Origin of the sequence: Pseudomonas sp. CFBP 8771 (genome assembly GCF_014841695.1) — a bacterium.
Lineage (GTDB): Bacteria > Pseudomonadota > Gammaproteobacteria > Pseudomonadales > Pseudomonadaceae > Aquipseudomonas > Aquipseudomonas baltica.
This window is the reverse complement of record NZ_JACYUJ010000002.1, coordinates 37829-64118: the sequence shown is the minus strand read 5'-3', so window position 1 is coordinate 64118 and position 26290 is coordinate 37829. Positions and strand designations below refer to the sequence as shown.

Genomic DNA, 26290 nt, shown 5'->3' with positions numbered 1-26290 from the left:
ATCAGTCTTTGTCCTTGTTCAAGCGATTGGCACCCCAGGTGAGCAGCAACACGAAAAGAAAATAGGAGATCACCAGCGCACTGTTGAAGTGGCCGCTGCTGTTGCGCATGTTGTTCAGGTAGACCTGCAGGGTTTCGTAGCGGGTGCCCACCAGCAGGTTGGCGAACACGAACTCGCCGAACAGGAACGAGAACGAGAGCAGCAGGGCGATCATCAGGCCCTTGCGCAGGTTGGGCAGCACCACCAGAACAGCCGCCTGGAACGTGCTGGCGCCCAACAGCTGCGCTGCGTCCATCAGGTCGCGCAGGTTGATCGCCTGCAGGTTGTTGGTGATGGCGCGGTACATGAACGGCAGGGCCACGGTGAAATAGCAGCCGATCAGGATCCAGGGTGTGCCGACCATGGCCAGCGGTCCCGAGCCGTACAGGTTCAACAGGCCCACCGAGGACACTACCGGGGGCACGGCGAAGGGCAACAGGATGAGAATGTTCATCAGCGCATCCAGCCGCGGAAAGTGGTAGTGCACCACGAACAGCAGCGGCAGGATCACCAGCACCGACAGCACCAGCGCACCGACGCAGACCACCAGCGACTGGCCAAAGGCCTGGAGGAATCGCGGGTCGCCCCACAGCTGCAGGTACCACTTGAAGGTCAGCCCGCTGGGCAGGATCGATGCCGACCAGCTGGTGGCGACCGAGTACAGCAGGGTACCGGCCAACGGCAGCAGCAGAATCAGGAACAGCAGCCAGACCACGGCCCGGTGGTAGAGGCCGGGTGCGTCGAGTTCAGCGCGCGACATGGTAGCTCCTGCGCAACAGCCATTGATGGACAAGGGTGACCAGGGTCATCAGCCCCACCAGAATCATGGCCAGGGCGCTGGCCAGGTTGGGGTCCAGACTGATGTCGCCGGCCACCATGGCGGCGATGCGGATCGGCAGCACGTTGAAATTGCCGGTGGTCAGCGCGTACACCGTGGCGTAGGCACCCAGGGCATTGGCCAGCAGGATGACGAAGGTGCCCAGCAGCGCAGGGGTCAGCACCGGCAGGCCGATGTGGCGCCAGTAGGCCCAGCCGTTGGCCCCGAGCAGGGCAGCGGACTCGCGCCAGTCTTCGCGCAACGCGTCGAAAGCGGGGTAGAGCAGCAGTACGCCCAGCGGGATCTGGAAATAGGTGTAGGTGATGATCAGGCCAGTCTTGGAGTACAGGTTGAAATCGTCGATCAGGCCGCTTTGCTTGAGCATCATGGTAATCGCGCCATTGAAACCCAGCAGGATGATGAAGGCGAACGCCAGCGGTACGCCGGAAAAGTTGCTGGTCATGTTGGCGAAGGCGCTGACGAAATCCCGTAGCCGTGAGTCGACCCGGCGCAGTGAACTGGCGCCGATGACGGCGATGACGATGCCGAACAGGCTCGACCAGAAACTGATTTCCAGGCTGAACTGGATGGCCTGGCGATAGAACCGCGAGCCGAAGGCTTTGCTGAAGTTGTCCAGGCTCCAACCGGCGTCGGTCTGCACGCTGTGGATGGCCACCCAGGCCAGTGGAGCGATCTGGAAGACGAAGAAGAACAGGGCGAAGGGCACCAGCAGTAGCAGGGCCAGGGTTCTGCCGCGGGTGGGGGTGGTCACTGTTGCATGGCTCCGGGGTGTCAGGGATGTCGGCGTTGGCGGCTTCGCGGCCGCTGACCGCTCCTACAGATGTTGCGGGGTATCGGAGGTGATCGGTGTTGGCCTCTTCGCGGGCAGAGCCCCGCTCCCACAGGGATTACGCTCCTGCCCCTGTGGGAGTGGGGCTCTGCCCGCGAAGAGGCCCTACCTGATGCACCTCAGGCGATCACTGCATCTCGAAGATCACCTGCTCCTGCCACTGCTGTGGCAGGGCCTTGGAGCTTGCCTCCCAGACGTCCGGATTCTTGATCGGTGTGACATGGCGATACTGCTCGGCCGGCAGCAGCTTGGCCGCGACATCATCCGGCAGCTTGATGTGGTCGGCACGGATCGGCCGGGCGTAGCCGCGCGCCAGATTGATCTGCCCGGCATCGCTGAGGATGTACTCGCGGGCCAGCTTCGCGGCATTCGGGTGCTTGGCGTACTTGTTGATGATGGTGGTGTAGCCGGAAATCACCGACCCATCCGAAGGGATCAGCACATCGAAGCGTTTCGGATCGATCTGGTCGCGATAGCTCAGGCCATTGAAGTCCCAGACCACACCCACTTCGATCTCGCCTTTTTCCAGAGTCTGGATGGTCGGGTTGGCCAGGGACAGGCGTTTCTGCTTGGCCAGTTCGGTGAACAGTTGCAGGCCCGGCGCCAGGTTGCTTTCATCGCCCTTGAACGCGATTGCCGCCGCCAGCACGCCATTGGCTGCCTGGGCCGCGGTGCTGACATCACCGATGGCCACCTTGTACTTGCCGTTCTTCAGGTCTGCCCAGCTTTTCGGGGCATCTTCGGGTTTGACCAGTTGCTTGTTGACGATGAACGCGATGGTGCCGGTGTACGCTAGCATCCAGTGGCCATCGGCATCCTTGGCCCAGTCGGGGATCTGCGCCCAGGTGGAAGGCTTGTAGGCCTGGGTCACGCCCTGTTTCGTGGCGATGGGGCCGAATGCTGCACCGACATCGCCGATATCGGCACTGGCGTTGTCTTTCTCGGCGGCGAACTTGGCCACCTCTTGCGCCGAGCTCATGTCGGTGTCCATGTGCTTGAGGCCGTACTTGCTGGCCAGGTCGTCCCAGGTGCCCTTCCAGTTGGCCCAGGCGTCGGGCATGCCGACGCTGTTGACCATGCCTTCGGTCTTGGCCGCGGCTTCAAGGGTTTGCAGATCGGTATCTGCGGCCGAAGCAAGGTTGCACAACGCGATGCTCGAACCTAACAGTGTGGCCAGGAAAAGCTTTTTCATCCGGTGCTCCTATGGGCGCCTATCAAAACGAGGGGACTGTCGACGACTGGATTGATCTGGATTCAGCAATACCCGAGCCAACGTAGGTGACGCTCATGACATTTTGACGTCGAGCACGTCGGCCACAGGCATGCCCAGGGCAGTCGTGCCCTTGGAGGCTAAGCGTAGACGAGATTTGCCGCTTCGATCGGTGCTAAGGAAAGGCAGTTGCAAGCGGACATGTACACAAGGGTATGCACGGACACGCTGTCGCGGGACAGCAGCAGAGCAGGACCGCGAGCCGGGCCCTGCAACCAAACGGATGCATCAGTGCATCAGTGGTTCACGGTAAAGGCGAGCATCGCCGAGAGCTGGCACATCGGTCGACCGCTTTCGGCATGCCACTGATTGAATGCCGCCTGGACCGCCGCCTGATCGCGTTTGGAACTGGGCACCTTGTCGACGATCTCCTGGGCGCTCAGCGCCGCTACCACGTCCCAACTGGGAATGAAGGTGTCCTTGCCCACCATGCGCAGGAAGCGTGGCGCCGACAACCCGCCCATCTGATTGCCATGCTTGGCGATGTACTGCCACAGCCCGGTGATGTCCTCTACCGGCCAATCGGCGATGAAGTCACCGAAACTGCCGTGTTCCATGGCCACGTCGAGAATCATCTGGGCGTTGCGCGGCACGCTCTTGAGTTTGCCGAAATGGCGGATGATGCGCGTGTCCTGCATCAGCCGTTCCAGGCGCTCGGCGCCCATCAGCACGATTTTCTCCGGATCGAAGCCGAAGAACACCTCTTCGAAGGCAGGCCATTTCGAGTCGACCAGGCTGTGCTTCAAGCCTGCGCGGAAGACCCTCAGGGCCATGGTGGACAGGTAGCGGTCGGCGCTGATCTTGCGCAGCTGCGCCGCAGACTTGGCCGTCGGCAAACGCGCTTCCAGCGCTTTCTGCGAGCCGAAGCGATTCAGGCAGTACTCGTTCAGCCACTTGTAGTCATGCATGGAACCGGTGTCCTCAACTGCTGGATGAATGCACGGGCAGGTCGCCTTCGCGCAGCCAGACCTCGTCGATGCGGTGGTCCGGTGCCTTGTGCAGAATCATCTGCGCCCGATCGCGGGTCACCAGGATGTTTTCCGTGAGGTTCTTCAGGTTGACCTCTTCCCACAAATAGTCGGCGCGCGCCTGTGCAGCGTCGCCCGATAGAGTGGTCAGGCTCATGAAGCGTTCCATGTACCAGTGACGAATGTCCGCAGTAGGCGCATCCAGGTAGATGGAAAAGTCGTGGGCGTGGTCCAGCTGCAGGATGTTCAGGCCTTCCAGAATGAGAATGTCGGGCTGGTCGATCAGGTGGAAGTGCGTATCGATGTCCTTGAGCACCTGGGAATAGACCGGCACCTGCAAACCGCGCGCACCTTGCCTGAGGTCATGCAGAAACGCCTTCAAGTCGTCGGTGCGATAGCTTTCCGGGAAGCCCTTGCGTGGCATCAACTGGCGCTGTTCCAGAATCCGGTTGGGATACAGAAAACCATCGGTGCTGACCACCTCGACCCGCGGTGCTTGCGGCCAGCACTCGAACCGCTCCTTGAGCAGCGTGGACAGGGTGCTCTTGCCCACGGCGACGCTGCCGGCGATGGCCACTACGAAGGTGTGCCGATGGCCTTGATAATGCTTGCGGATGTGTTCGCTGATCCAGGCCAGCGGCGACTCGTCGCCGAGGGCTGTGGCGGGGTACTTGGTGTAGGTGTGGATACTCAAGCGTGACCCGCCATCGTGCGATTCAACCTGCGATTCAACCCGAGATTCAACTTAGCCACGCGGTGTGCTCAACAGTTGTGCGGTCTGGCCCAGACGCTTGCCCAGCGCCCGGCAAAGGGTCTTTTCGTGCTCGTCGAGCAGGCGCTTGCCGTCGGCACCGGCGTGGTGGCTGGCGCCATACGGGGTGCCGCCGCCCTGGGTTTCCACCAGTGCCGACTCGCTATAGGGCAGCCCGGTGACGAGCATGCCGTGGTGCAGCAAGGGCAGCAGCATGGACAGCAGGGTGGTTTCCTGGCCGCCGTGCAGGCTCGCGGTGGAAGTGAATACCCCGGCCGGCTTGCCGACCAGATCGCCACTGAGCCACAGGCTGCTGGTACCGTCGAGGAAGTACTTGAGCGGCGCGGCCATGTTGCCGAAGCGCGTCGGGCTGCCCAAGGCCAGGCCGGCGCAGTTCTTCAGGTCGTCGAGGCTGGCGTATACCGCGCCTTGCTCGGGAATTGACGGTGCGACGGCCTCGCACTCGGTGGAGATCGCCGGCACGCAGCGCAGACGTGCCTCAAGACCGCTGGCCTCGACGCCGCGGGCGATCTGTCGGGCCATCTCGGCGGTCGCGCCGTGGCGGCTGTAATAGAGCACCAGGATGTAAGGTGTGTTCACGCAAGAATCTCCAGGACGTTTTCCGGTGGCCGGCCAATCACCGCGCGCTCACCGTTGACCAGAATCGGACGCTCGATGAGTTTCGGGTGGCTGGCCATGGCTTGCACCAGTTGTTCTTCGCCCAGCGTCGCGTCGGCCAGGTCCAGGGTCTTGTATTCCTCTTCGCCGGTGCGCAGCAAGGCTCGGGCGCTGACGCCCAGCTTGCCCAGCAGGGCGTGCAAGGTGGCCGCATCGGGAGGCGTTTCCAGATAGAGCACCACGACGGGCGCAAGCCCGCGGGCGTGCAGCAGCTCCAGCGCCGCGCGTGATTTGGAGCAGCGCGGATTGTGGTAAAGGGTCAGTTGGGTCATGGGAAAAGTCGCCTCCGGCATCCAGTGGCGGGTATTCTAACCACGTGGCGGTATTCGGTCGCCTTTTTCGCATGGCCTCGGGAATAAGGAAGGATAGACCCATGAACTGGCGTATCAAGACCCACCTCGCGCCGTTGGCTGGCCTGTTGCTGGCCGCCCTGCTGCTGGGCGGTTGCGGCGGCGACTACGGGCCCGATCAGCATGGCACGCAGGTCGGCGCCAAGACGCTGGACAAGCAATGGCTGGTGATCAACTACTGGGCCGTATGGTGCGGGCCGTGCCGCCGCGAGATCCCCGAACTCAATGCGCTGTCGCAGAGCCTGGAAGGGCAGGGCGTGCGCGTGATCGGGGTGAATTTCGACAACCTGCAGGGCGACGAATTGAGCGCCGCCGCGAAGACCCTGGGAATCGACTTCACGGTGCTGGCCCAGGATCCGGCACCGCGCTTCGAGCTGCCCCGCAGCCAGGCCTTGCCCGTCACCTACCTCATCGATGCCCAAGGGAAGGTGCGCGAACAATTGCTGGGTGAGCAAACCGCCGCCGGCATCAAGGCGCGCCTGACGAGCCTGCAACGCGGCGAAGGCTGAGAAGCCGCAGGTAGGGGATTTATCTGATGTTGCAATCCGGCTGTAAGGGGTTGGCATGACTCATGCGCGGCTTCGCACAGCTGATGGATGCTGCCTGCGTGCCTTGAGCCCAGGCATGCGGGTGCTAGTATTCACAGATGCCCCCGCGAGGGGAAATCGATCATGAAGATCGAGTCCGTCCATGGATGCAATGACCGATTAGGGATAATCATTTTGAAGGATCGAAGCATAGAAGTTACTTATGAGAAAATGTATGCCTATGAAGAGGACATAAAGAACAGTATTTCCATCAAGACCCAGTTGATATTCACTGCCATCTTCGCGCTCTTGTCCGTATCTGCGTATTTGGCTAGATTTCTGGACTTCACTGAAAGTCCTGTCGTTGCTTATGTGATCGCTTCTTTGATTCTATTGGTGATTGTCATTATCTCGGTTTCTGTTTACTTCAATTGCAGGGCATTCAGTGGGTCGGAGTTCAATCGAATGCCGTATGCCGCTGAAGTCAAAAAATACCATGACGATCAAGTAGGCTATAACAGTGAGGTCAAGAAATATAATTGCCAGGTCGGCCATGCCGAACAACTTGATCTGGTAGACCCCATACATGAAACGGAGTCTTATATTTCCGAAACCTACGTACGGTGCGCAACTCATAACGCATTGGTCAACGAGCAACGTTCAAGATGGGTCTTCAAATCGGTTGCAGCCTTCCTGATCGCGTGCATACCTCTCGTGTTGGCAAGCTTGCTGTTCGTTGTCTTTGATATGGATACATCGTCTCCCAGAAAAAGCCTGTCTATCAGGGATAGCTATGTAGGAGATGAGATCTCTTCGTTGAAAGGTCAGCTCCTTGCAGGTCTGGGACGTGATCAGATAGCAGATTTGGAAAAAAGGACTATAATTCTCGAAAATGCCGTGCTTGCAATGAGGTTGAAAAAATTGAGTGAATCTGAGAAAGCCACTGCTGAACAGCAGTCAAAGCCTCCAGCTCCAGTCAAACCTGCAGCCCCCCCTCGTCGAATGACATTGGATGAGGCGCCACCAGGAGAAAGAAAATGAAACCCGACAACGAGAAATCCAAGCCGAATGGCTATATCAAGCCGATTCCGCCGAAGAAACCTTCTGTCCCGGTGGTACGGCGCGTGGTCAATGAAAAGGTGATCAACAGGAGCGAAATTGCTTTAGGTGGCTGAAGCGCCAATCAATGATCATTGATTGGCCGCAGACTCACTGCACCGGATAGATAATGCCCAGATGCGCTCAGGATTAACTGTAGGGTCTGGTGCCTTTTTTACATTGTCCATCTTGCTGAATCGCTGAGCACCCACGGTGCATAGCGCGCTTTAACGGTGCATCGCACCTTAGAATCTCTGATCGACTCAACGTCGCCAACGCCTGTTTAACGTGATCCGTACGATCCAATGGGGTTGGCGCATGGATTGCAAGCACCCTCGCACACAATGCAATCGATGCCGATTGCCCCCACACGACAACGGTGCCGTGCTGCCCGCTCTGATGAGCGAAGGCAGCCGGCGCCGTTTTTGTTTTGTAGCCAGCAGCGAGGAACGCCGATGACCCGCACTTCTGTCCGTAGCGTGTGCCCGTACTGCGGGGTGGGCTGCGGTATCGTCATGACCGTCGAGAACGATCGGGTGGTCAATGTCATCGGTGACAAGCAGCATCCGGCCAACGCCGGGCGCCTGTGCACCAAGGGCAGCAGCTGTGCCCAGCCGCTGACTGATCCGGGCCGGATGCAGCATGCCTACGTGCGCCACGGGCGCGACCACGAGCCGGTGCAATCGAGCATGGACATGGCCATCGCAGACGCCGGTAGCCGTTTGCGGCAGATCCTCGATGAACATGGCCCGGATGCAGTGGCTTTCTATGTTTCCGGGCAGATGTCGCTGGAAGCCCAGTACCTGGTCAACAAGCTTGCCAAGGGCTACGTTCGCACTCGGCACATCGAGTCCAACTCGCGGCTGTGCATGGCCAGTGCGGGGAGCGGCTACAAGCTGTCGTTGGGTGCCGATGGCCCGCCCGGTTCCTATGATGATTTCGATCACGCCGACGTGTTCCTGGTGATCGGCGCGAACATGGCCGACTGTCATCCAATTCTGTTCCTGCGCCTGCTGGACCGGCTCAAGGCGGGCGCCAGGCTGATCGTCGTCGACCCGCGACGTACTGCCACTGCCGACAAGGCCGACCTCTTTCTGCAGATCGAGCCGGGCACCGATCTGGCCTTGCTCAACGGCTTGCTGCACCTGTTGCATGCCGATGGCGCTACCGACCCTGCGTTCATCGCGGCACACACCGAAGGCTGGGAGGAATTGCCAGCGTTTCTGGCCGACTACACGCCGGCGCGGGTCGCCGAGATCACCGGCCTCGATGAAGGAGCGATCCGTCAGGCCGCGCAGTGGATCGGCGGCGCGGCGAACTGGATGAGTTGCTGGACCATGGGGCTGAACCAGAGTATCCAGGGCACCTGGAACACCAATGCGCTGTGCAACCTGCACTTGGCCACGGGCGCCATCTGCCGTCCGGGCAGTGGGCCGTTTTCCCTGACCGGCCAGCCCAATGCCATGGGCGGACGCGAAATGGGCTACATGGGGCCTGGTCTGCCCGGCCAGCGCTCATTGCTGGTGGACGCGGACCGGGCCCATGTCGAGCGGCTCTGGAACATCCCTTCCGGCAGCCTGCGCAAGGAAGGCAACGCCGGTACCATCGACCTGTTCCGGCGAATGGGCGAGGGCGCGATCAAGGCCTGCTGGATCATCTGCACCAACCCGGTGGCCAGTGTCGCCAACCGCCGGCAAGTGATCGAGGGCTTGCAGGCCGCCGAACTGGTGATCACCCAGGATGCGTTTCTCGATACCGAAACCAACCGCTACGCCGACGTCCTGCTGCCGGCTGCGCTGTGGGCCGAAGCGCAAGGAGTGATGATCAACTCCGAGCGCAACATGACCTTGATGCCCAAGGCCGTGAACGCACCGGGACAGGCCTTGGCCGACTGGCAGATCATCGCCCGGGTGGCCTGCGCCATGGGCTTCGCCGAAGGCTTCGACTACGCCAGCGCCGAGCAGGTCTATGAAGAGCTGCAACGGTTCGACAATCCGCAGAGCGGCTATGACATCCGTGGCGCAGGCTATGCGCAACTGCGCCAGCAGCCACGGCAATGGCCCGCTGCCCCTGGCCAAGACGATCCGCGCAGCCCGATTCGCTACCTGACCGACGCCGGGCCGCGTTTTCCGACCGCCAGCGGCCGCGGACGTTTCTTCGCCCGTCCGCATCTGCCGCCCGCCGACCTGCCCGACGGCCAGTTCGCGATGGTGCTCAATACCGGCCGTCTGCAGCACCAGTGGCATACCCTGACCAAGACCGGCAAGGTCGCTACGCTGAACAAGCTCGACCCTGGCCCGTTCATTGAAATCCACCCCGACGATGCCGAGCGCCTGAGCATCGGCGAGGCCGATCAAGTGCAGGTCCGCTCGCGGCGCGGCCAGGCGGTATTGCCGGCACGCATCAGCGACCGAGTGCGGCCAGGCAATTGCTTCGCGCCGTTTCACTGGAGCGATGTCTACGGCAGCGACCTGGCCATCAATGCGTTGACCAGCGACGCCAGCGATCCGCTGTCGCAACAGCCCGCGTTCAAATTCGCGGCCGTGGCCCTGCAACGGGTCGGCTCGCCGAAGATCACCCTGCACGACCTCGATCCAGCGCTGGCCGAGGCTGTTGCGCCGCTTGCCGGGCAAGGGGGGACCCTGGTGCTCTGGGCCTCGCAGACCGGCAACGCGCAGGCCATCGCCGAGCGCTGCGCGCAGACCTTGCGCGAACGCGGTGCCCTGGTACTGCTGCGCGGCATGGACGCGATCACCCCCGCCGACCTGTTGGCCGAGCGCGACGTATTGCTGGTGACCAGTACCTTCGGCGACGGCGACGCACCGGACAACGCCGTGGGCCTGTGGGCGCAGCTGCAGGCCGAGCGGATCGAGCGCTGCTCGGGCCTGCGCTACGCTGTGCTGGCTCTGGGCGATTCAAGTTATGGACAGTTCTGTGGCTTCGCCCGCAAGCTGGACGAACGCCTGCACCAACTGGGCGGGCAGCGCCTGCTTGCCCGTGTCGAGTGCGAACCCGACGATCAGGAACTCGCCGAGCAGTGGACGCAGGACGTCGGCCTTTTGCTTGCTGGCGCAGCAACGGGCAGCACGCCTGCGTTGGCGACCCAGGACCCGCCGCTGTACACCCGCAAGCGGCCATGGCTCGCGCGGGTCCTGCACAATCAAGTGCTCAATGCGGCAGGTACCGAGAAGGAAGTTCGCCATGTGGTGTTCGACCTCAAGGACAGCGGGCTGGTGTACGAGGCCGGCGATGCGCTTGGGGTGTGGCCGAGCAACTGCATGAGCCTGGTCGAGGAACTGCTGGCGTGCCTGGGCCTGGACAGCAGCGAGCGGGTGATGCTCAAGGGGCAGGGTGAACAGCCGCTGGCGGTGGCGTTGCACAAGCATCTGGACATTACCCGCATCACCCCGCAGTGGCTGGCGTTCATTGGCCAGCGCTGCGCCGACCCGCTGCTGGCCACGCTGCTCACGCCCGACCGCGCCGGTGAGCTCCAGCAATGGCTGTGGGGTCGGCAACTGATCGACCTGCTCGACGCCTTTCCCGTCACACTCACCACGCAGGAACTGCTTGGCCTGCTCAAGCCGCTGCAGCCGCGGCTGTATTCCATCAGCTCGAGTGCCCGCACCGACCCGCAGCAGGTGCACATCACCCTCTCGACGGTGCGCTATCACTGCAACGAGCGAGTGCGCAGCGGGGTGTGTTCGGGCTTTCTGGCGGATCGCTCGGCGGCGGCGCTGGTACCGATCTTCGTGCACAAGGCCACCGGGTTTCGCGTGCCCAGCCAACCCGAGACACCGATGATCATGGTCGGACCGGGTACCGGCATAGCGCCGTTTCGCGCCTTCCTCCACGAGCGGCAGGCGCTCGGCCACAGCGGACGCAATTGGCTGCTGTTCGGCGAGCAGCGCGAGCTCAGCGACTTCTACTACCGCGACGAGCTGCACGCCTGGTTGCGCAGCGGCCATCTGCATCGGCTCGATACAGCGTTCTCCAGGGATCAGGCGGAAAAGATCTACGTCCAGGACCGCTTGCGCCAGCAGGGTGCCCAGGTCTGGCAATGGTTGCAGCAAGGTGGCCATTTCTATGTGTGCGGGGATGCCAGCCGGATGGCCAAGGATGTCGATGCGGTGCTGCGGCAGGTAGTGGCCGAGCACGGCGGCATGAGCGAGGTACAGACCGAGGCTTATATGGCGCAGCTCAGTCGCGACAAGCGCTACGTGCGGGATGTGTACTGAAACGGTGCGTGGTGCACTGGGATGGGTCTTGTTGTCAGTGAGGGCTTCTTCGCGGCGAGCCCTCTGCCCGCGGAAAGGCCCTACCTGACACACACCAAACCACCCTGGCACGCAATCTGCTTTCACCTTGGCCAAGTCCCGGTGATCAACGACGATCACCCTACCGGACAACCTCAATCCGACCATCAGGCAAAGGCGCCTGGAGCATTCGCTCCAGGCGTTTTTTTTTGCCCGATGGTCAGGACACCGTGACCCGCTTGGAGATACCTATGAATGCGCTCGTGAACCTCAGGCCCCGGCAGAAGCTCATCGTTATCGGCAACGGCATGGTCGGTCATCATTGTGTCGAGCAGCTGATCGAGCGCAGCGCGGTCGATCGCTACGAGATCCATGTCTTCGGCGAAGAACGCCAGCGCGCCTACGATCGAGTGCACTTGTCCGAATACTTCGGCGGCTCGTGTGCCGAAACCCTGGCCTTGGGCGATGCCCAGCTGTATGGCCTGCACGGCGTCACCCTGCACCTGGGGCAGCCGGTACTCGAGATCGATCGCCAGGCCCGCGAAGTCGTCACCGCCACTGGGCGGCATGGCTACGATGTGCTGGTACTGGCCACCGGCTCGTTCCCCTTCGTGCCACCGATTCCAGGTTGCGAAGGCAACGCACGGCTGGTCTATCGCACCCTGGACGATCTGGACGCCATTCGTGCAGCCGCGTGCGGTGCGCGCCGTGGTGTGGTGGTCGGCGGCGGTCTGCTTGGCCTCGAAGCGGCGAATGCCTTGAAGTCGCTCGGGCTGGAAGCTCACGTGGTCGAATTCGCCTCGCGTCTGATGCCCGTGCAATTGGACGTCGACGGCGGCGCTGCCTTGCGTGCGCGCATCGAGGCATTGGGGGTGGGCGTGCACACCTCCCGTGCCACGCAGAACGTCGAGGCCGGCGAGACCCATCGCTACCGGATGAACTTCGACGGCGGCGAGTTCCTGGAAACCGACCTGATCGTATTCTCCGCCGGCATTCGTCCACAGGATGCGCTGGGCCGCGCCTGCGGCCTGGAGATCGCCGCCCGCGGCGGCATCGTCATCGACCCGCACTGCCGCAGCAGCGACCCGGCGGTGTATGCGATCGGCGAATGCGCTTCGTGGAACGGCAGCGTCTTCGGCCTGGTGGCCCCGGGCTACAGCATGGCCCGCAACGTCGCCTGTGAGCTGGCCGGGGAGGCGCCGGTCGCGTTCAGCGGCGCCGACATGTCGACCAAGCTCAAGCTGTTGGGCGTCGACGTCGGCTCCATCGGCGATGCCCATGCCACCACGCCGGGCGCCAAGAGCTACCGTTTCATCGACGAAGCCAACGCCAGCTACCGGCGCCTGGTGGTGGACGCCAGCGGCAAACACGTTCTGGGCGCTGTGCTGGTCGGCGACAACAGTTACTACGACACCCTGCTGCAATATGCTCAGAACGGCATCGCCCTGCCGGCCGATCCTTCGACGCTGATCCTGCCGTTGTCCGACGGTGCACCGACCCTGGGCGCCGATGCGTTGCCGGACACCGCCATGATCTGCTCTTGCCACAACGTCAGCAAAGGGGCGATCTGTTCTGCCATCGATGGAGGCTGTGGCGACCTGTCGGCGCTCAAGTCGCAGACCAAGGCCTGCACCGGTTGCGGCGGCTGCGCCGCGCTGCTCAAGCAAGTGTTCGAACATGAGCTGATTGCCCGCGGCGTCAGCGTCGACAAGAGCCTGTGCGAGCATTTCGCCTACACCCGCGCCGAGCTTTATGCCCTGGCCCGTGTCGAGGGCATCGCCAGCTTCGAGGACATGCTCGCCCGCCATGGCCGCGGCGCAGTAGGTTGCGACGTGTGCAAGCCCACTGTCGGCAACATCCTCGCCTCCTGCTGGAACCAGCCGATCATGGACCCCTCGCTGGTGCCGCTGCAGGACACCAACGACACGTTCATGGCCAACATGCAGAAGAATGGTACCTACTCGGTGGTGCCACGCATTCCGGGTGGTGAGATAACCCCGGACAAGCTGATCGCCATCGGTGTGGTGGCGAAGAAATACGACCTCTACACCAAGATCACCGGCGGCCAGCGCATCGACCTGTTCGGTGCCCAGTTGCACGAGTTGCCGGAGATCTGGAGCGAGCTGATCGAAGCCGGCTTCGAGACCGGTCATGCCTACGGCAAGTCGACCCGTACCGTGAAATCCTGTGTGGGCAGCACGTGGTGCCGCTACGGCGTGCAGGACAGCGTGGCCATGGCCTTGCGCATCGAGGATCGCTACAAGGGCCTGCGCTCGCCGCACAAGCTCAAGTTCGCCGTCTCCGGCTGCACCCGCGAATGTGCCGAGGCGCAGAGCAAGGATATCGGCGTGATTGCCACCGAGAAGGGCTGGAACCTCTACGTGTGCGGCAACGGCGGCATGCGTCCGCGGCACGCCGAACTGTTCGCCACCGATCTAGACGATGAACAGCTGATTCGCTACATCGACCGCGTCCTCATGTTCTACATCCGTACCGCCGACAAGCTGCAGCGCACCTCGGTTTGGCGCGAAAGCCTGGAGGGCGGGCTGGAATTCCTCAAGCAGGTCGTGCTGGAGGACAGCCTGGCCCTGGGCGCCGAACTCGAAGCGCAGATGCAGCGGGTGGTCGATCACTATGAATGCGAATGGGCCAATGCCCTGAAGGATCCGGAAAAGCTCAAGCGCTTCCGCACCTTCGTCAACGACAAGCGTGCGGACCCGGGTGTGCAGTTCGTCAAGGAACGTGGCCAGCGTCGCCCGGCGCAGGTGGGCGATGTGGTCACGTTGATCCCGGTGATGGAGGAGGTGTTGTGATGCAGGCGGCCAAGGCGGTGCAAGCGATGGACTGGCAAGCAGTGTGCGATCGAGCGGACTTGATCGCCAATTCTGGTGTAGTGGTATGGCTGCACGGCGACCAGGTGGCAGTGTTCTATCTCCCCGACGCGGGCGAGGGCCGGGTGCTGCACGCCATCGACAACCACGACCCGCGCTCGGGCGCCAATGTGCTGGGGCGTGGCATCGTCGGGTATCTGCAGGGCGAGCTGGTGGTGGCTGCGCCGCTGTACAAGCAGCATTACTGTTTCAGCGACGGGCGCTGCCTGGAGGCGCCGGAGCAGGGCATCAGGGTGTGGCCGGTGCGCTTCAATGGTGATCGGGTGGAGATTGGCAGGGTCTAGGGTGGTCTTGCTGGCCTCTGCCCGCGAAGAGGCCCTGACTACCAAAGCAAACCCCATGGCCCAATGCTACGATTGGCGCCATGAACCTCGACAGCCGCATCAAATTCCGCCACCTGCTGTGCTTTCTCGAAATTGCCCGCCAGGGCAGCTTCGCCAAGGCTGCCGATGGCCTGTCCATCAGCCAGCCGGCGATTTCCAAGACGCTCAAGGAACTCGAAGACCTGTTGCAGACCCGTCTGTTCGACCGCGACAAGAGCGGCGTCGAACTGACCGCCGCCGGCGTGCGCTTCATGCGTTATGCCGGGCCCTGCGTGCAGGCCTTGCGCGACGGCGTCAGCAGCTTGCGCGGCGAGCCCCACGAAGCCCCCCAGGTGCGCATCGGCGTGCTGTCGACCGTGGAAAGCCAGCTGTTGCCCGAAGTACTCTGCCGCCTGCACGAACGCCACGCCGCCCTGGTGGTCAGCGTGGCGACCGGCCCGGGTGCCTACCTGCTGGCGCAACTGCACGTCGGCGAACTGGACCTGGTGATCGGCCGCATGACCGACAGCCCGCAGATCCAGGGTCTGTCGTTCGAACACCTGTACAGCGAATCCATGACGCTGGTGGTGCGCCCGGCGCATCCGCTGCTGCAGATGCGCCCGCTGAGCGCCGAACAGGTCGGCAGCTATCCCTGGGTGCTGCCGCTGGCCGGTACGACTATTCGCAAGCATGCCGACAGTTTGTTCGTGCAATGCGCCATCACGCCCTCGGCGCAACGTCTGGAAACGCTTTCACCGACCCTCAGTCGACGCTACGTCGCAAGCAGTGACGCCATCTGGGTGGCCCCGCGCGATGCGGTGCAGCGCGATATCGCCACCGGCCAGCTGTGCGAACTGGATCTGGGCGTGCACGAGCCGGGTGGTTCGGTGGGTATCTGCCGCAACGCCGCGCTGCCGCTGGCCTTGCCGGCTCAGTGGCTGTGCGAGGTGGTGCGTGAAGTGGCTGCGCACTACGGCCAGGCACCCAGCCCTGCGTGACACATGTTTCATCCAGCCGCTGCCGCACCACTTTCCTTTTGCTGGCCTGAACTTATCGTCTTTTTGCCTCTCTCATGCCGGTAGCCATTGGTCGTGGCCGCCTGATAAGCTCGCGGCCTCATTCGATTGCCCTTATGGCGCATGAACAAGGAAATAGCATGAAACAGCATCGGTTGGCGGCGGCAGTTGCCTTGGTCACCCTGGTCCTCGCAGGTTGCGATTCCCAGACCAGCGTCGAGCTCAAAACCCCGGCGCAGAAAGCTTCCTACGGTATCGGCCTGAACATGGGCAAGAGCCTGGCTCAGGAAGGCATGGACGATCTCGACTCCAAGGCCGTTGCCCTGGGTATCGAAGACGCCGTCGGCAAGAAAGAGCAGAAGATCAAGGACGACGACCTGGTCGCAGCCTTTGCCGATCTGCAGAAGCGCGCCGAAGAACGCATGACCAAGATGAACGCCGAGGCGCAGACCGCCGGCAAGAAGTTCCTCGAGGACAATGCCAAGAAAGACGGCGTGGTCACTACCGCCTCCGGCCTGCAGTACCAGGTCATCAAGAAGGCCGAAGGCGCCCAGCCCAAGCCGACCGATGTGGTTACCGTTCATTACGAAGGCAAGCTGATCGACGGCAAGGTCTTCGACAGCTCCATCGAGCGCGGCGCGCCGATCGATCTGCCGGTCAGCGGCGTGATCCCGGGCTGGGTCGAAGGCCTGCAACTGATGCACGTGGGCGAGAAGGTCAAGTTGTTCATTCCGGCTGATCTGGCCTACGGCGCGCAGAGCCCGAGCCCGACCATCCCAGCCAACTCGGTGCTGGTGTTCGACCTCGAGCTGATCGCCATCAAGGACGCAGCCAAGGCTGCCGCTGACGCTGAAGCTGCAACCGACGACGCTGAAGTCGAAGAAGCAGCACCCGCCAAGTAAGCTGCTTCGTTTCCCGGAACGCCCCGTCTCGACGGGGCGTTTTCGTTTGAACCGGGTCTGTGCCAATGGGTCTTAAAGGAAGCGGCAGTAACTGTTTTCAGAACGCTGCGTCAAGGATTTTCGTGGGTTTTTTGTGTGAGTAAAAAACGCCCGATTTGACCTCAGCCCTTGGAAACCGGGCAGGTCAGGCGCGAAAAGCGGCTCTGTTCACAAGGTTATCCACAAATACTGTGGATAACCTCAAACCATCATTCGGCATCGGAGGGCTCATGAAAGCACCTTGGAATTTCACTCGTTTCCTGCCCATTGCCGAACGTGTCCTGAGTCGAGGCCGTCTGCCGGCCCTGATCTTCGCCGTGGCACGCAAGGGCAAGGGCTACCGGTTGGGCGCTTTGAAAGAGGACGTGCAACTGCTGCAGGCCCTGTGCCTGGCGTACTGGCGCGGCGAGTACCGCAGCATCAGCCCCAAGGCACTGGTGTCCATCGTTGCCGGACTGGTCTATTTCGTCAGCCCCATCGATGCGATCCCCGACTTTTTGATCGGTGTCGGCATGCTCGATGACATTGCCGTGTTGGCCTGGGTGATGAAGACCCTGTCCGGGGAACTCGATGCGTTCCGTGCCTGGCGTCAGCGTCAGTCGCCGGAGAAACTGCGAGTGCTCGAACGCCTGCCAGCCTCGGAGAAGGATCTGGAACTGGAAAAGTCCCACCGCTGAAGCCGCCCCGCTGGCTTTGGCGCGCAGTTAACGCCCCGGAGTCGGCAATCCCCTGTTAACATTCCGCCATTACGCTCGCATCGTCCGATGTGCGCGCTCATCGGGCGGGAGGATGCAATGGGGGTTCAAGTGATCAGCCGCGACGGCCAGCCGGAGTATGCGGTCGTGCCATGGGACGAGTATCAGCGGTTGATTGCTGCAGCTGCGGTCAACCCGGTTGGCGCCTCTGCCGACGTCGCAGCCTCGCAGCCTGCTGCCGGCCCTGTCGGCGCTGCGCCGCTCGCCCCCCCGCCAGGCTTCGAGCGTCTGCGCGAACTGCGCGAGGCGCAGGGCCTGCCGCTTGAAAGCCTGGCGCGCGCCGTGGGCATCAGTCCCTCCTACCTGTCGATGATCGAAACCGGCGAGCGGGAGCCGGATGCCGCCATTCGCCGCAGCCTCGCCTGGGAGTTGGGGGTGCCGGGCTGGAGCACCCGCTCGTGAGCGTGCGCATCAGTCGGCAGCAATGGGACGGCCTGCTCGGCGAGCTGGACCACGCTCGCCGCCAGCGTCACCTGCTCACCTACCGCGCGCTGCTCGAACGCCTGGAATTGCCCACGCCCGCTATGCAGACACTGACGGCGGCACTCGAATACCTGGCCATGATCGACGCCCGCGCCGATCAGCCACTGCGCAGCTCTCTGGTGATCAGCCAGGGCGCCAGCCGCCTGCCGCGTACCGGTTTTTTCGAGTGTGCGGAAAAACTCGGACGTTTCTGCGGCCCGTCGGATGGCGTTGCCGCCGCCTCGTGGCATGCCTCGGAAGTGGCGCGGGTGTTCGAATACATCTACCCGCCCACTACGACGGCCTGAGTCGTCAGGCCGACTCGGCGAGCTGCGTGTCGATCACGTGCACACTGGACCCCTGGACCTCTTTGGCCAGGTGCTTGGCCTGCGAAGCCATTTCCGCCAGTTGACTGCCATCCATGAGGCTACAGGCCTCGGCCCGCAAATGAACCACGCCGATGGACAGCGACAGCAGGGCAAATCGTTGCTGCTCGCCGCGACGATCCGTGGCCAGAAAACAGCCTGCTTGCAGATGCTCGGGGCGATAGAAGCGCCGGCACTGGTGCTGGAAGTCTTCCTGTAACTGACTCAGGCGCCGGCACCAGTCGGCCGGACTGATGACCAGGATGAAATCGTCGCCACCGATGTGGCCGACGAAGTCTCGGCTCGGATCCACGCGCTCGCTCAGGCACTGGGCCAGGCACAGCAGCACCTCATCGCCACGTGCGTAGCCATAGATGTCGTTGAAGGGCTTGAAGTTGTCGATGTCCACATAGCAGATGATCGCCTCGCGGCCCTGTTCCAGCACACGGGTCAGGCACTGCTGGATCGGCACGTTGCCAGGCAACAGGGTCAAGGGGTTGGCATGCCTGGCCTGCTGGATTTTCAGCTCGGTGATCAGCTTGAGCACGTCGATGACCCGGCCCAGCCCCAGGTAGCACCCACCCTGGATGACGATGAAGTCTTCCTCGATGCGCTGCCGCGCACGCCCGGTGAGCAAACGGCTGACCTGTTGCAGCGATTGTTTGCAGTCCACTGCCAGAAAATCATTGCTCATCAATCGGCTGATCGGCTTGCGCGCGAACAGCTCGGTGGCGAATGGCTTGAGCAATGCATCGGACAGCGAGTGCCGATGAACGATGCCGCAGGGGCGCCGCTCGCCGTCGACGACGGCGAGGGTGTTCAGGTTGGCCTGCAGCCGGAAGGCTTCCAGGACCTGCTGAGTCGGCGTATCGCGATGCACCGCAGCCTGCTCGATGATCAACGGTGCGAGGTCGCTGCCGTTGTCGCCAAGCGGCGGATTGCCGTCCTCGAGCCGCGGGACCAGCCCACGTGCGTCCCGTGGCGGCTGTTCCTGAGGGCGGCAGAGCAGATAACCCTGGACCAGGTCGACACCCATTTCGATCAATACCAGCAACTCCTCGACCAGCTCGATGCCTTCGGCGATCACCTGGGCCCGGGAAGCCTTGGCGATCTGCAGAATGGAACCGACGAATTCGCGCTTGAGCGCATCCTGGTGAATGCCGTCGATGAAGTGTCGGTCGATCTTTACGTAGTCCGGACGCAACTCGGACCACAGGCGCAGGCTTGAATAGCCTGCACCCAGATCGTCCAGGGCAATCGAAAAGCCCATGGCGCGGTAGTGATGCAGGGCGTTGAACAGCAGTTGGAAATCGTCGGTAGGAGTCTGCTCGGTGAGTTCGATGACCACCTGGCTCGGGCTGATGCCGTAGCGCTGCAACAGCTGCAACGTGCGGCCGTCCTCGTGCAGCGGTTCGAGCAGCGACTCGGGCGAGACGTTGAGAAACAGCTTGCCGTCCAGGCGCTGTTCGCTGAAACGGCGGCAGGCGGTTTCCCGACACATCACTTCCAGCTCGTTGAGCCGACCGGCCTGGCGTGCCACCGCGAACAGATTGATGGGCGAATGCAACGGGCTGTTCGAAGGCCCCCGGCTCAATGCCTCGAAGCCCAGTATCTGCCGTTGCGACAGTGACACGATCGGCTGGAACAAGCAGTGCACACCGCTTTGGGCAAGAATGGTGTCCAGGGCGCTGAGCTGTTCTATGACGGTCATCGGTTCCTACCTTGCTGAATGTCGTGCTGGCCGGTCGCGCGAACGGGTCGAAAGCCGCGGGCCAGACGCAAAAAAAGACCCGCTGCAGGCGCAGCGGGTCCCTATTTCACGACAGCTTCATGTCGGTTTGATGACCGTCCTGTCACCTATCCGTCAATGCAGGGCCATGCTCCGGTCAATGCTTGGCCACCGACGTGTTGAGCTTGAGGTAGTCGAGCAGAATGCGCCCGGTTTCCGCGAGGTAGGCGTCATCTTCCGGCTTGGTCTTGTCCGGATCGGCACCCAAGGCATCCTCGTCTTCCTTCTTCAGCTCTTTCAGCGGTTCTTCGCCTTTGGCCTTGCGTCGGGTGTTCTCCAGGGCCAGTTGCTTGGCTTCGATATCGCTGTGCTGTGCGCGACGGTCGGCTTCGTTCAGGCTGACGGTCTTCTCTTTCATCAACTGCTCGGCCAGGGCCAGGCGATCGCGAATGTAGATGAATTCCGGATCCTTGACGGTGCGGGCGTCGTGGTCGGCGGTCAGCTTGGCCAGGTAGGGCTTGAACGGATCGCTGGCCGGCTTGATGGCCGGGCGGATGGTGTCCCAGGGCATGGCTTCGGGCAGGGCGCTTTCACCGATTTCCTTGGTGTCGATGATCGACGGGTAGGCGATGTCCGGCAGTACACCCTGGTGCTGGGTACTCTGCCCGGAGACGCGGTAGAACTTGGCCAGGGTCAGCTTGAGCTCGCCATGGTTGAGCGGCTGGATGGTCTGCACCGTGCCCTTGCCGAAGGTCTGGCCGCCGACGATCAACGCGCGGTGATAGTCCTGCATGGCGCCGGCGAAAATCTCCGAGGCCGAAGCGGACAGGCGATTCACCAGCAGCGCCAGCGGGCCCTTGTAGAACGCACCGGGGTTTTCATCTTCAAGTACGTCGACCCGGCCATCGGCGTTGCGCACCAGCACGGTCGGACCTTTCTCGATGAACAGGCTGGTCAGTTCGGTAGCTTCCTGCAGGGAGCCGCCGCCGTTGTTGCGCAGGTCGATGACCACGCCGTCGACTTTCTCTTTCTGCAATTCGGTGAGCAGCTTGCGTACATCGCGGGTGGTCGACTTGTAGTCCGGGTCACCGGCGCGGAATGCCTTGAAGTCCAGGTAGAACGCAGGGATCTCGATCACGCCCAGCTTGTAGTCGCGGCCGTTTTCCTTGAGGTTGAGGATCGACTTTTTCGCCGCCTGCTCTTCGAGCTTGACCGCTTCGCGGGTGATCGAAACGATCTTGCTGGTCTGGTCGTTGGGCGCATTGGTGTGCGGAATGACTTCCAGGCGCACGGTGGAGCCTTTCGGGCCGCGAATCAGCTTGACCACCTCATCCAGGCGCCAGCCGACCACGTCCACCATTTCCTTGTCGCCCTGGGCGACACCGATGATCTTGTCGGCAGGGGCGACCTGCTTGGTCTTGTCGGCCGGGCCCGCGGGTACCAGGCGGACGATCTTGACCTGGTCGTTGTCGCTTTGCAGGACCGCACCGATACCTTCGAGCGACAGGCTCATGTTGATGTCGAAGTTTTCCGCGTTGTCCGGAGACAGGTAATTGGTGTGCGGATCGTAGGACTGGGCGAAGGTATTGATGTAGGCCTGGAAGATGTCCTCGGCGCGGGTCTGGTCCAGGCGCGCGAGCTGGTTCTTGTAACGCTTGGACAAGGTGTCCTGGATCTGCGCTGCGTCCTTGCCGGCGATCTTCTGGCGCAGCACTTCATCTTTCACGCGCTTGCGCCACAGGTCGTCGAGTTCGGCCTCGTTTTTCAGCCAAGGGGCATCCTTGCGGTCTACCAGCAGGGTTTCCTTGGTGGTGAAGTCGAACTTGTCGACGCCCTTGTTCAGTTCCGCCAGGGCGAAGTCCAGGCGTGCCTTGACCCGGTCCAGATAGCGCTTGTAGATGACGAAACCGGGATCCAGGTGGCCGTTCTTCAGGAAGTCGTCGAACTGGGTCTTCCACTTGTCGAATTCGGCGATGTCGGCCGCAGTGAAATAACTGCGCGAGGGATCGAGCAGCTTGATGTAGCTGTCGTAGATGATGACCGAGCGCGCATCGTTGAGCGGCGGCTTGCTGTAATGATGACGCTTGAGCAGCTCGACGACATTGAGGCTGGCCACCACTTCGTCGCGATCCGGCTGAAGTTTGTCCCAGCTGTTGGCAGCGAAGGTATTGGCGGACATCGACAGGGTGCCGAGGCCGATACACAGCGCCAGGGCACTGCCGGGAATGAAATGCTTCATGCTGATTCGACGTGGGGGCAATTGATCACGCATATTAGGCCGTCTTTGAATTCGCCGGTTCCGTTGAAGCCGGACGCATAATGCGAAAAGCCCGACGCCAAGGCGTCGGGCTCAGTCATGACTCAACTATGGAGGCACCGTGAAGGCATTGCAAGGCGTGGAAGGACATGTGGAGTGGCTCGAACAACCGAGCCCGACGTGTGACGTAGGTCAAGTGAAGATTCGGGTAGCCGCGGCCGGCCTCAATCGGGCCGATCTGATGCAGCGCGCAGGCTTGTACCCGCCGCCGCCGGGTGCCAGCGATATCCTCGGCCTGGAATGTGCAGGCGTCATCAGCGAAGTCGGCGTGGGTTCGTCCTGGCAGGTCGGCGACCGTGTCTGCACCTTGCTGGCTGGTGGCGGCATGGCCGAAGAAGTGGTGGTCGATGGCCGCCATGTGCTGCCTGTGCCCGAGGGGCTGAGCCTGCACGAAGCGGCGGGCATCGTCGAGGTCTACGCGACAGTGTGGCTGAACCTGTTCCAGCTGGCCGACCTGCAGCCGGGCGAGAAGGTCCTGCTGCATGCCGGTGCCAGTGGCATTGGCTCGGCGGCGATCCAGCTGTGCAAGGCGTTCGGCAACCCGACCTGGGTCAGCGTCGGTTCCGCGGAGCGCTTGGCCTATTGCGAAGCGCTGGGCGCCCAGGGCGGTGTGGTACGCGGCGACGGGCTTGAAGCGCTGAAGGACCTGGGGCCCTTCAATGTGATCCTCGACCCGGTCGGCGCCAACTACAGCGAGCTGAACCTGGACGTAGTGGCACTGGACGGGCGCTGGGTGATGATCGGCCTGATGGGCGGTCGCGAGGCGCAGTTCGACCTGGCCAAGGTCCTGGCCAAACGGGTGCGCCTGCAGGGTTCCACCTTGCGCAGTCGTGACGATCAGTTCAAGGCCGACCTGCTCAGTGACCTGGGCCAGCAGGTATGGCCATTGTTCACCGAAGGGCGTTTGAAGTCGCAGTTGGCCAAGACGTTTCCGATTGCCGACGCCGAAGCGGCGTTCGAAGCGCTGGCGAGCAATCAGATTTCCGGGAAGGTGGTGCTGGTGATCGACGAAACCCTGAGCTGAGCCCAGGGCTTTCGTCATGCGAACCCCGTGACCGGCTGCGAACGAGCGGTCACGGGGTTCAGCGTGGCGGCAATCAGCGCATTTCTGGCAGGCGCGCTTCGCTCTTCACTTCGCTCAGGGCAACGGCTTCGGCTGGCAGCACGACGCGGGTCTTGGCCAGCAGCTCACCCATGCTCGAGAGCACGCGGTACATCGAGTATTCCTCGGTGTAGCGCACTTCGGCGTAGCGGGTGTTGGCGGTGTACAGCTCGTTCTCGCTGTCGAGTACGTCGAGCAGGGTACGCTGGCCCAGGCCGAACTGGTCCTGGTAGGCCGCTCGCACGCGGGTGGTGGTCTCGGCGTATTCACGGGCGTATGGAATCTGCGTGCCGGCATTCTTCATCGCGTTCCACGACAAAGCCATGTTTTCGTTCAACTGACGCAGGGCATTGTTGCGAATGTCCATGGCCTGGTTGATGCGATGGGCATCGCCCTGCAGACGGGCCTTGTCGCTGCCGCCACGGTACAGGTTGTAGCTCATGCTCACACCGGCACGCCAATCGGTGTTGTTGTGGCCGCGCTCGCCCGACAGGTTGTTGTTGGCACCGGTAGCCAGTTCAGCGTCGATCCGCGGGTAGAACGCGGACTTGGCGCCTGCGTACTGGCTTTCGGCAGCCTGCACGTCGGCCTGGGCCGATTTGAGGTACGGATTGTTTTCCATCATGGACTGGCGGGCGGCGTTCAGGTCGGCCGGCAGTTCGCCACGCATCGAAGGCAGCGGTTCCAGTTCGTCGGGCATGCGGCCCACGGCGCTGAAGAAGGCCGCTTCGGCATCGGCCAGGTTGACCTGAGCGGTGTTGTAGTTGTTCTCGGCGAGGGCGCGACGAGCACGCGACTGGTCGACGTCGGCGGTGCTGCCCACGCCGCGCTCGCTGCGCAGGCCGATCTGGTCGTTGACGCGCAGGTGCGCCTGCAGGTTGTTCTTGGCCAGGGTTACCAGTTCACGGTTGCGCAGTACGTCGAGGTAGACCTGAACGGCGCGCAGGGCGAGGTCCTGGGCGGTAGCCTGCACATAGTAGGCACGCGACGTGGCGGTCGAGCGGGTCCGGCTGACTTCGCTGGAGGCGCTGGAGCCGTCGAACAGCATCTGGCGCAGGCGCAACTCGGACTGGGTGTAGTTCAGCGTTTCCTTGTTGTGATTGCCGCGTGCGCGGGTGTTCAGGTTGTCCGAACGCTCGCGACCGTAGCCTGCAACGAAATCGACGCTGGGGCGGTAGGCACCCTGGGCAATCTTCGTGTCCTCATCCGCGGCAAGGCGACTGTTGATGTTGGATGCCAACTCAGGGTGGTTATCCACGGTGCTCTGGATCGCCTCGGTGAGCGACATGGCTTGCGCGTGCGAGCACGCCATGGCCAACAAAATCGCGCTGCAGATGGGGGTGAAAACGCGCATTCGGGTGCTTCTCCGTGATGTGTGAAGTCGTGCAGACGCCAGAATGTTGGCGAATAACTCGTTTAAAAGTCCGTTTCGGGTTTGTAACAAGCGCAACCGAGGCGCCGAAAGCAGCGCGTTCAACGGAATTTTCACATGATATAGAGCAAAAAACACTTATGCCATCATTCGTTTCGATGATGGCAAATAGATTTCACTGCTCCTGAGGGCGCGGTGTGAGCGGGGTTCGGCGATAAAGAAGGCGCAACGCCAGCGTTTTCGGGGGTCGCGGGGCATAGGCGAGAGAAGACGGAAAATTGCAGTCGGTTAGTGACGGAAAATTGTCACAGTGAATATAGGGTGTATCACCGTTGATTCATTCCGAGAGATGAGATTAGTCAGTTGATTTCATTCGGTTTTTGTCGAGTATCGACCGTTCGTCGACATCATTGCCCAACGGATGCTGACCCTTTACGGCACTTGTCTTCAGACGAGCAATATAGACGGTCACTGCCATCGCGATGCCCACGAGCAGTACACCCAGCCACGGCCAGGGCACCAGCCAGCAGGACACCGCGATGCTGACCCACGTGGAACCAATGGCCAGCACCTTGGCTTTGCGCGGAATGCCTTCGCCGCCCAGGTAGGCCTTGAGCAAAGGGCCGAGTTGCGGATGGCCGAGGAGCCACGCATGGAAGCGCGGCGAGCTTCGCGCGAAGCACGCTGCGGCGAGGAGCAGAAAGGGGGTAGTGGGCATCACCGGCAGGAAGATGCCGATGACACCGAGTGCAACGCTGATGCAGCCGATGCCCAACAGCAGGTAACGCAGCCAGGCGGACCGAGCCGGCCGCATGGCGCAGGACTTAGTGATGACGGGGCTTGAGGATGGCCGGTTTCTCGTCCGGAGCGTTGCACAGCAGGTAGAGGGCGGTGAGCGCTTCGGGGATCTGCACGATCATGTCGTCCATGAGATTGGCATCGGCGGCAATGTCGGAAAACTCCGGCTGCTCGTCGAACAGGCCGGAACCGACCATGATCGGCAGGAGCATCTCGCTGACTTCGTCTTCGGCGGTCTCGAACCAGGCGGCCTCGCGCAGGAATACCCCTTCCATGAACCCGATGCACCAGCCGCGCAGGTCGGAATCATCCGGCTCGTCGCCCAGGTCGAGCTCGCAGGGCAGCTCGAACTCCTCGTCGCTGGCCAGCTGGCGCGCGATATGCGCCTTGAGCTGGATGAGGGTGCCTTCGATCTCTTCGCGCTGGGCATCGTCGCTGTAGTGCGGCGGCTCGGCGAACAAGGCGTCGATCCACTCGCGCTCGGGCACCTCTTCGGAACAGATGGAGAGGGCGGTCAGGTAGCCATGGGCGGCGACGTAGTCCAGCGCCTCGTCATGCAGCTCATCGGCGTCGAGGAAGGCTTGCAGGCGGGTCAGTTGCTCGGCGAAGGACATTAACAGGTTACCTTGGAAGACTATG

Annotated in this window: 24 protein-coding genes; 12 read left to right on the top strand and 12 right to left on the bottom strand. The window is 62.3% G+C overall.

Annotated features, from left to right (window positions below):
* Position 1: 1 nt before the first annotated feature.
* The 7 genes from IFT80_RS04845 to arsC all read right to left on the bottom strand — a co-directional run bounded on the left by IFT80_RS04845 (position 2) and on the right by arsC (position 5645).
* Positions 2 to 799, bottom strand: a complete 798-nt coding sequence (locus tag IFT80_RS04845) for an ABC transporter permease (protein WP_122479202.1) — start codon at positions 797 to 799, stop codon at positions 2 to 4.
* Positions 786 to 1628, bottom strand: coding sequence for an ABC transporter permease subunit (locus IFT80_RS04840; protein WP_122479201.1), 843 nt, complete (start codon positions 1626 to 1628; stop codon positions 786 to 788). Before IFT80_RS04840 ends, IFT80_RS04845 begins: the two co-directional genes overlap by 14 nt.
* 205 nt (positions 1629 to 1833) lie before the next feature.
* Entirely contained in the window at positions 1834 to 2898 is a 1065-nt protein-coding gene (locus IFT80_RS04835) for an ABC transporter substrate-binding protein (protein ID WP_122479200.1), read from the bottom strand.
* Between the two features lie 314 nt (positions 2899 to 3212).
* Positions 3213 to 3884, bottom strand: a complete 672-nt coding sequence (locus tag IFT80_RS04830) for a DNA-3-methyladenine glycosylase I (RefSeq protein WP_122479199.1) — start codon at positions 3882 to 3884, stop codon at positions 3213 to 3215.
* A 13-nt stretch (positions 3885 to 3897) separates the two neighbouring features.
* A complete protein-coding gene (locus IFT80_RS04825) occupies positions 3898 to 4638 on the bottom strand; it encodes a type I pantothenate kinase (RefSeq protein ID WP_192136893.1) in 741 nt (246 codons plus the stop codon).
* Between the two features lie 51 nt (positions 4639 to 4689).
* The gene (gene wrbA, locus IFT80_RS04820; RefSeq protein ID WP_185793874.1) at positions 4690 to 5295 is read right to left on the bottom strand and encodes an NAD(P)H:quinone oxidoreductase; all 606 of its coding nucleotides are present in this window, start codon (positions 5293 to 5295) and stop codon (positions 4690 to 4692) included.
* On the bottom strand, positions 5292 to 5645 hold the full coding sequence (gene arsC, locus IFT80_RS04815; RefSeq protein ID WP_122479196.1) for an arsenate reductase (glutaredoxin): 354 nt from the start codon (positions 5643 to 5645) through the stop codon (positions 5292 to 5294). Before arsC ends, wrbA begins: the two co-directional genes overlap by 4 nt.
* A 101-nt stretch (positions 5646 to 5746) precedes the next feature.
* Here arsC and IFT80_RS04810 point away from each other — a divergent pair, with 101 nt between their 5' ends.
* The 11 genes from IFT80_RS04810 to IFT80_RS04760 all read left to right on the top strand — a co-directional run bounded on the left by IFT80_RS04810 (position 5747) and on the right by IFT80_RS04760 (position 18276).
* Positions 5747 to 6232, top strand: coding sequence for a TlpA disulfide reductase family protein (locus IFT80_RS04810; RefSeq protein WP_192136892.1), 486 nt, complete (start codon positions 5747 to 5749; stop codon positions 6230 to 6232).
* Positions 6233 to 6394: 162 nt separating this feature from the next.
* Positions 6395 to 7291, top strand: a complete 897-nt coding sequence (locus IFT80_RS04805) for a hypothetical protein (RefSeq protein WP_192136891.1) — start codon at positions 6395 to 6397, stop codon at positions 7289 to 7291.
* Entirely contained in the window at positions 7288 to 7425 is a 138-nt protein-coding gene (locus IFT80_RS04800; protein ID WP_163007603.1) for a hypothetical protein, read from the top strand. The genes IFT80_RS04805 and IFT80_RS04800 overlap by 4 nt, the downstream gene beginning before the upstream one ends.
* Positions 7426 to 7803: 378 nt before the next feature.
* The gene (locus IFT80_RS04795; protein WP_192136890.1) at positions 7804 to 11583 is read left to right on the top strand and encodes a bifunctional nitrate reductase/sulfite reductase flavoprotein subunit alpha; all 3780 of its coding nucleotides are present in this window, start codon (positions 7804 to 7806) and stop codon (positions 11581 to 11583) included.
* Between the two features lie 269 nt (positions 11584 to 11852).
* Positions 11853 to 14414, top strand: coding sequence for a nitrite reductase large subunit NirB (gene nirB, locus IFT80_RS04790; RefSeq protein ID WP_192057530.1), 2562 nt, complete (start codon positions 11853 to 11855; stop codon positions 14412 to 14414).
* Positions 14414 to 14776: a nitrite reductase small subunit NirD gene (gene nirD, locus IFT80_RS04785; protein WP_192104220.1), complete on the top strand. Its 363-nt coding sequence runs from the start codon at positions 14414 to 14416 to the stop codon at positions 14774 to 14776. Before nirB ends, nirD begins: the two co-directional genes overlap by 1 nt.
* Before the next feature lie 80 nt (positions 14777 to 14856).
* A complete protein-coding gene (gene pcaQ, locus IFT80_RS04780; protein ID WP_122479190.1) occupies positions 14857 to 15792 on the top strand; it encodes a pca operon transcription factor PcaQ in 936 nt (311 codons plus the stop codon).
* Between the two features lie 158 nt (positions 15793 to 15950).
* Positions 15951 to 16712, top strand: coding sequence for an FKBP-type peptidyl-prolyl cis-trans isomerase (locus tag IFT80_RS04775; RefSeq protein WP_122479189.1), 762 nt, complete (start codon positions 15951 to 15953; stop codon positions 16710 to 16712).
* Positions 16713 to 16981: 269 nt separating this feature from the next.
* On the top strand, positions 16982 to 17428 hold the full coding sequence (locus IFT80_RS04770) for a YkvA family protein (RefSeq protein WP_122479188.1): 447 nt from the start codon (positions 16982 to 16984) through the stop codon (positions 17426 to 17428).
* 117 nt (positions 17429 to 17545) lie between these two features.
* Entirely contained in the window at positions 17546 to 17908 is a 363-nt protein-coding gene (locus IFT80_RS04765) for a helix-turn-helix domain-containing protein (RefSeq protein ID WP_192057528.1), read from the top strand.
* On the top strand, positions 17905 to 18276 hold the full coding sequence (locus tag IFT80_RS04760) for a hypothetical protein (RefSeq protein ID WP_192053898.1): 372 nt from the start codon (positions 17905 to 17907) through the stop codon (positions 18274 to 18276). Before IFT80_RS04765 ends, IFT80_RS04760 begins: the two co-directional genes overlap by 4 nt.
* Before the next feature lie 4 nt (positions 18277 to 18280).
* Here IFT80_RS04760 and IFT80_RS04755 read toward each other — a convergent pair whose 3' ends face one another.
* Positions 18281 to 20044, bottom strand: coding sequence for a bifunctional diguanylate cyclase/phosphodiesterase (locus tag IFT80_RS04755; protein ID WP_192057527.1), 1764 nt, complete (start codon positions 20042 to 20044; stop codon positions 18281 to 18283).
* 175 nt (positions 20045 to 20219) lie between these two features.
* Positions 20220 to 22301 (bottom strand): carboxy terminal-processing peptidase, encoded by a 2082-nt coding sequence (locus IFT80_RS04750; RefSeq protein ID WP_192136889.1) that lies wholly within the window; start codon positions 22299 to 22301, stop codon positions 20220 to 20222.
* 139 nt (positions 22302 to 22440) lie between these two features.
* Here IFT80_RS04750 and IFT80_RS04745 point away from each other — a divergent pair, with 139 nt between their 5' ends.
* Entirely contained in the window at positions 22441 to 23403 is a 963-nt protein-coding gene (locus IFT80_RS04745) for a zinc-binding dehydrogenase (RefSeq protein ID WP_192057526.1), read from the top strand.
* Between the two features lie 73 nt (positions 23404 to 23476).
* Here IFT80_RS04745 and IFT80_RS04740 read toward each other — a convergent pair whose 3' ends face one another.
* The 3 genes from IFT80_RS04740 to IFT80_RS04730 form a co-directional block, all read right to left on the bottom strand.
* Positions 23477 to 24835: a TolC family outer membrane protein gene (locus IFT80_RS04740; protein ID WP_192136888.1), complete on the bottom strand. Its 1359-nt coding sequence runs from the start codon at positions 24833 to 24835 to the stop codon at positions 23477 to 23479.
* 373 nt (positions 24836 to 25208) lie between these two features.
* Positions 25209 to 25667 carry a YbaN family protein gene (locus IFT80_RS04735; RefSeq protein ID WP_192057524.1) on the bottom strand — a complete coding sequence of 153 codons (459 nt, stop codon included), beginning with the start codon at positions 25665 to 25667 and terminating at the stop codon, positions 25209 to 25211.
* Between the two features lie 10 nt (positions 25668 to 25677).
* The gene (locus IFT80_RS04730) at positions 25678 to 26265 is read right to left on the bottom strand and encodes a UPF0149 family protein (RefSeq protein ID WP_192057523.1); all 588 of its coding nucleotides are present in this window, start codon (positions 26263 to 26265) and stop codon (positions 25678 to 25680) included.
* Between the last annotated feature and the right edge of the window lie 25 nt (positions 26266 to 26290).

Coding starts and splice junctions, on each gene's coding strand:
- IFT80_RS04835 (WP_122479200.1), bottom strand. CDS start 2,898: ATGAAAAAGCTTTTCCTGGCCACACTGTTAGGTTCGAGCATCGCGTTG.
- pcaQ (WP_122479190.1), top strand. CDS start 14,857: ATGAACCTCGACAGCCGCATCAAATTCCGCCACCTGCTGTGCTTTCTC.
- IFT80_RS04770 (WP_122479188.1), top strand. CDS start 16,982: ATGAAAGCACCTTGGAATTTCACTCGTTTCCTGCCCATTGCCGAACGT.
- IFT80_RS04845 (WP_122479202.1), bottom strand. CDS start 799: ATGTCGCGCGCTGAACTCGACGCACCCGGCCTCTACCACCGGGCCGTG.
- IFT80_RS04795 (WP_192136890.1), top strand. CDS start 7,804: ATGACCCGCACTTCTGTCCGTAGCGTGTGCCCGTACTGCGGGGTGGGC.
- IFT80_RS04740 (WP_192136888.1), bottom strand. CDS start 24,835: ATGCGCGTTTTCACCCCCATCTGCAGCGCGATTTTGTTGGCCATGGCG.
- IFT80_RS04730 (WP_192057523.1), bottom strand. CDS start 26,265: ATGTCCTTCGCCGAGCAACTGACCCGCCTGCAAGCCTTCCTCGACGCC.
- IFT80_RS04735 (WP_192057524.1), bottom strand. CDS start 25,667: ATGCGGCCGGCTCGGTCCGCCTGGCTGCGTTACCTGCTGTTGGGCATC.
- IFT80_RS04805 (WP_192136891.1), top strand. CDS start 6,395: ATGAAGATCGAGTCCGTCCATGGATGCAATGACCGATTAGGGATAATC.
- IFT80_RS04800 (WP_163007603.1), top strand. CDS start 7,288: ATGAAACCCGACAACGAGAAATCCAAGCCGAATGGCTATATCAAGCCG.
- IFT80_RS04750 (WP_192136889.1), bottom strand. CDS start 22,301: ATGAAGCATTTCATTCCCGGCAGTGCCCTGGCGCTGTGTATCGGCCTC.
- IFT80_RS04775 (WP_122479189.1), top strand. CDS start 15,951: ATGAAACAGCATCGGTTGGCGGCGGCAGTTGCCTTGGTCACCCTGGTC.
- IFT80_RS04765 (WP_192057528.1), top strand. CDS start 17,546: ATGGGGGTTCAAGTGATCAGCCGCGACGGCCAGCCGGAGTATGCGGTC.
- nirD (WP_192104220.1), top strand. CDS start 14,414: ATGCAGGCGGCCAAGGCGGTGCAAGCGATGGACTGGCAAGCAGTGTGC.
- arsC (WP_122479196.1), bottom strand. CDS start 5,645: ATGACCCAACTGACCCTTTACCACAATCCGCGCTGCTCCAAATCACGC.
- IFT80_RS04755 (WP_192057527.1), bottom strand. CDS start 20,044: ATGACCGTCATAGAACAGCTCAGCGCCCTGGACACCATTCTTGCCCAA.
- IFT80_RS04830 (WP_122479199.1), bottom strand. CDS start 3,884: ATGCATGACTACAAGTGGCTGAACGAGTACTGCCTGAATCGCTTCGGC.
- IFT80_RS04810 (WP_192136892.1), top strand. CDS start 5,747: ATGAACTGGCGTATCAAGACCCACCTCGCGCCGTTGGCTGGCCTGTTG.
- nirB (WP_192057530.1), top strand. CDS start 11,853: ATGAATGCGCTCGTGAACCTCAGGCCCCGGCAGAAGCTCATCGTTATC.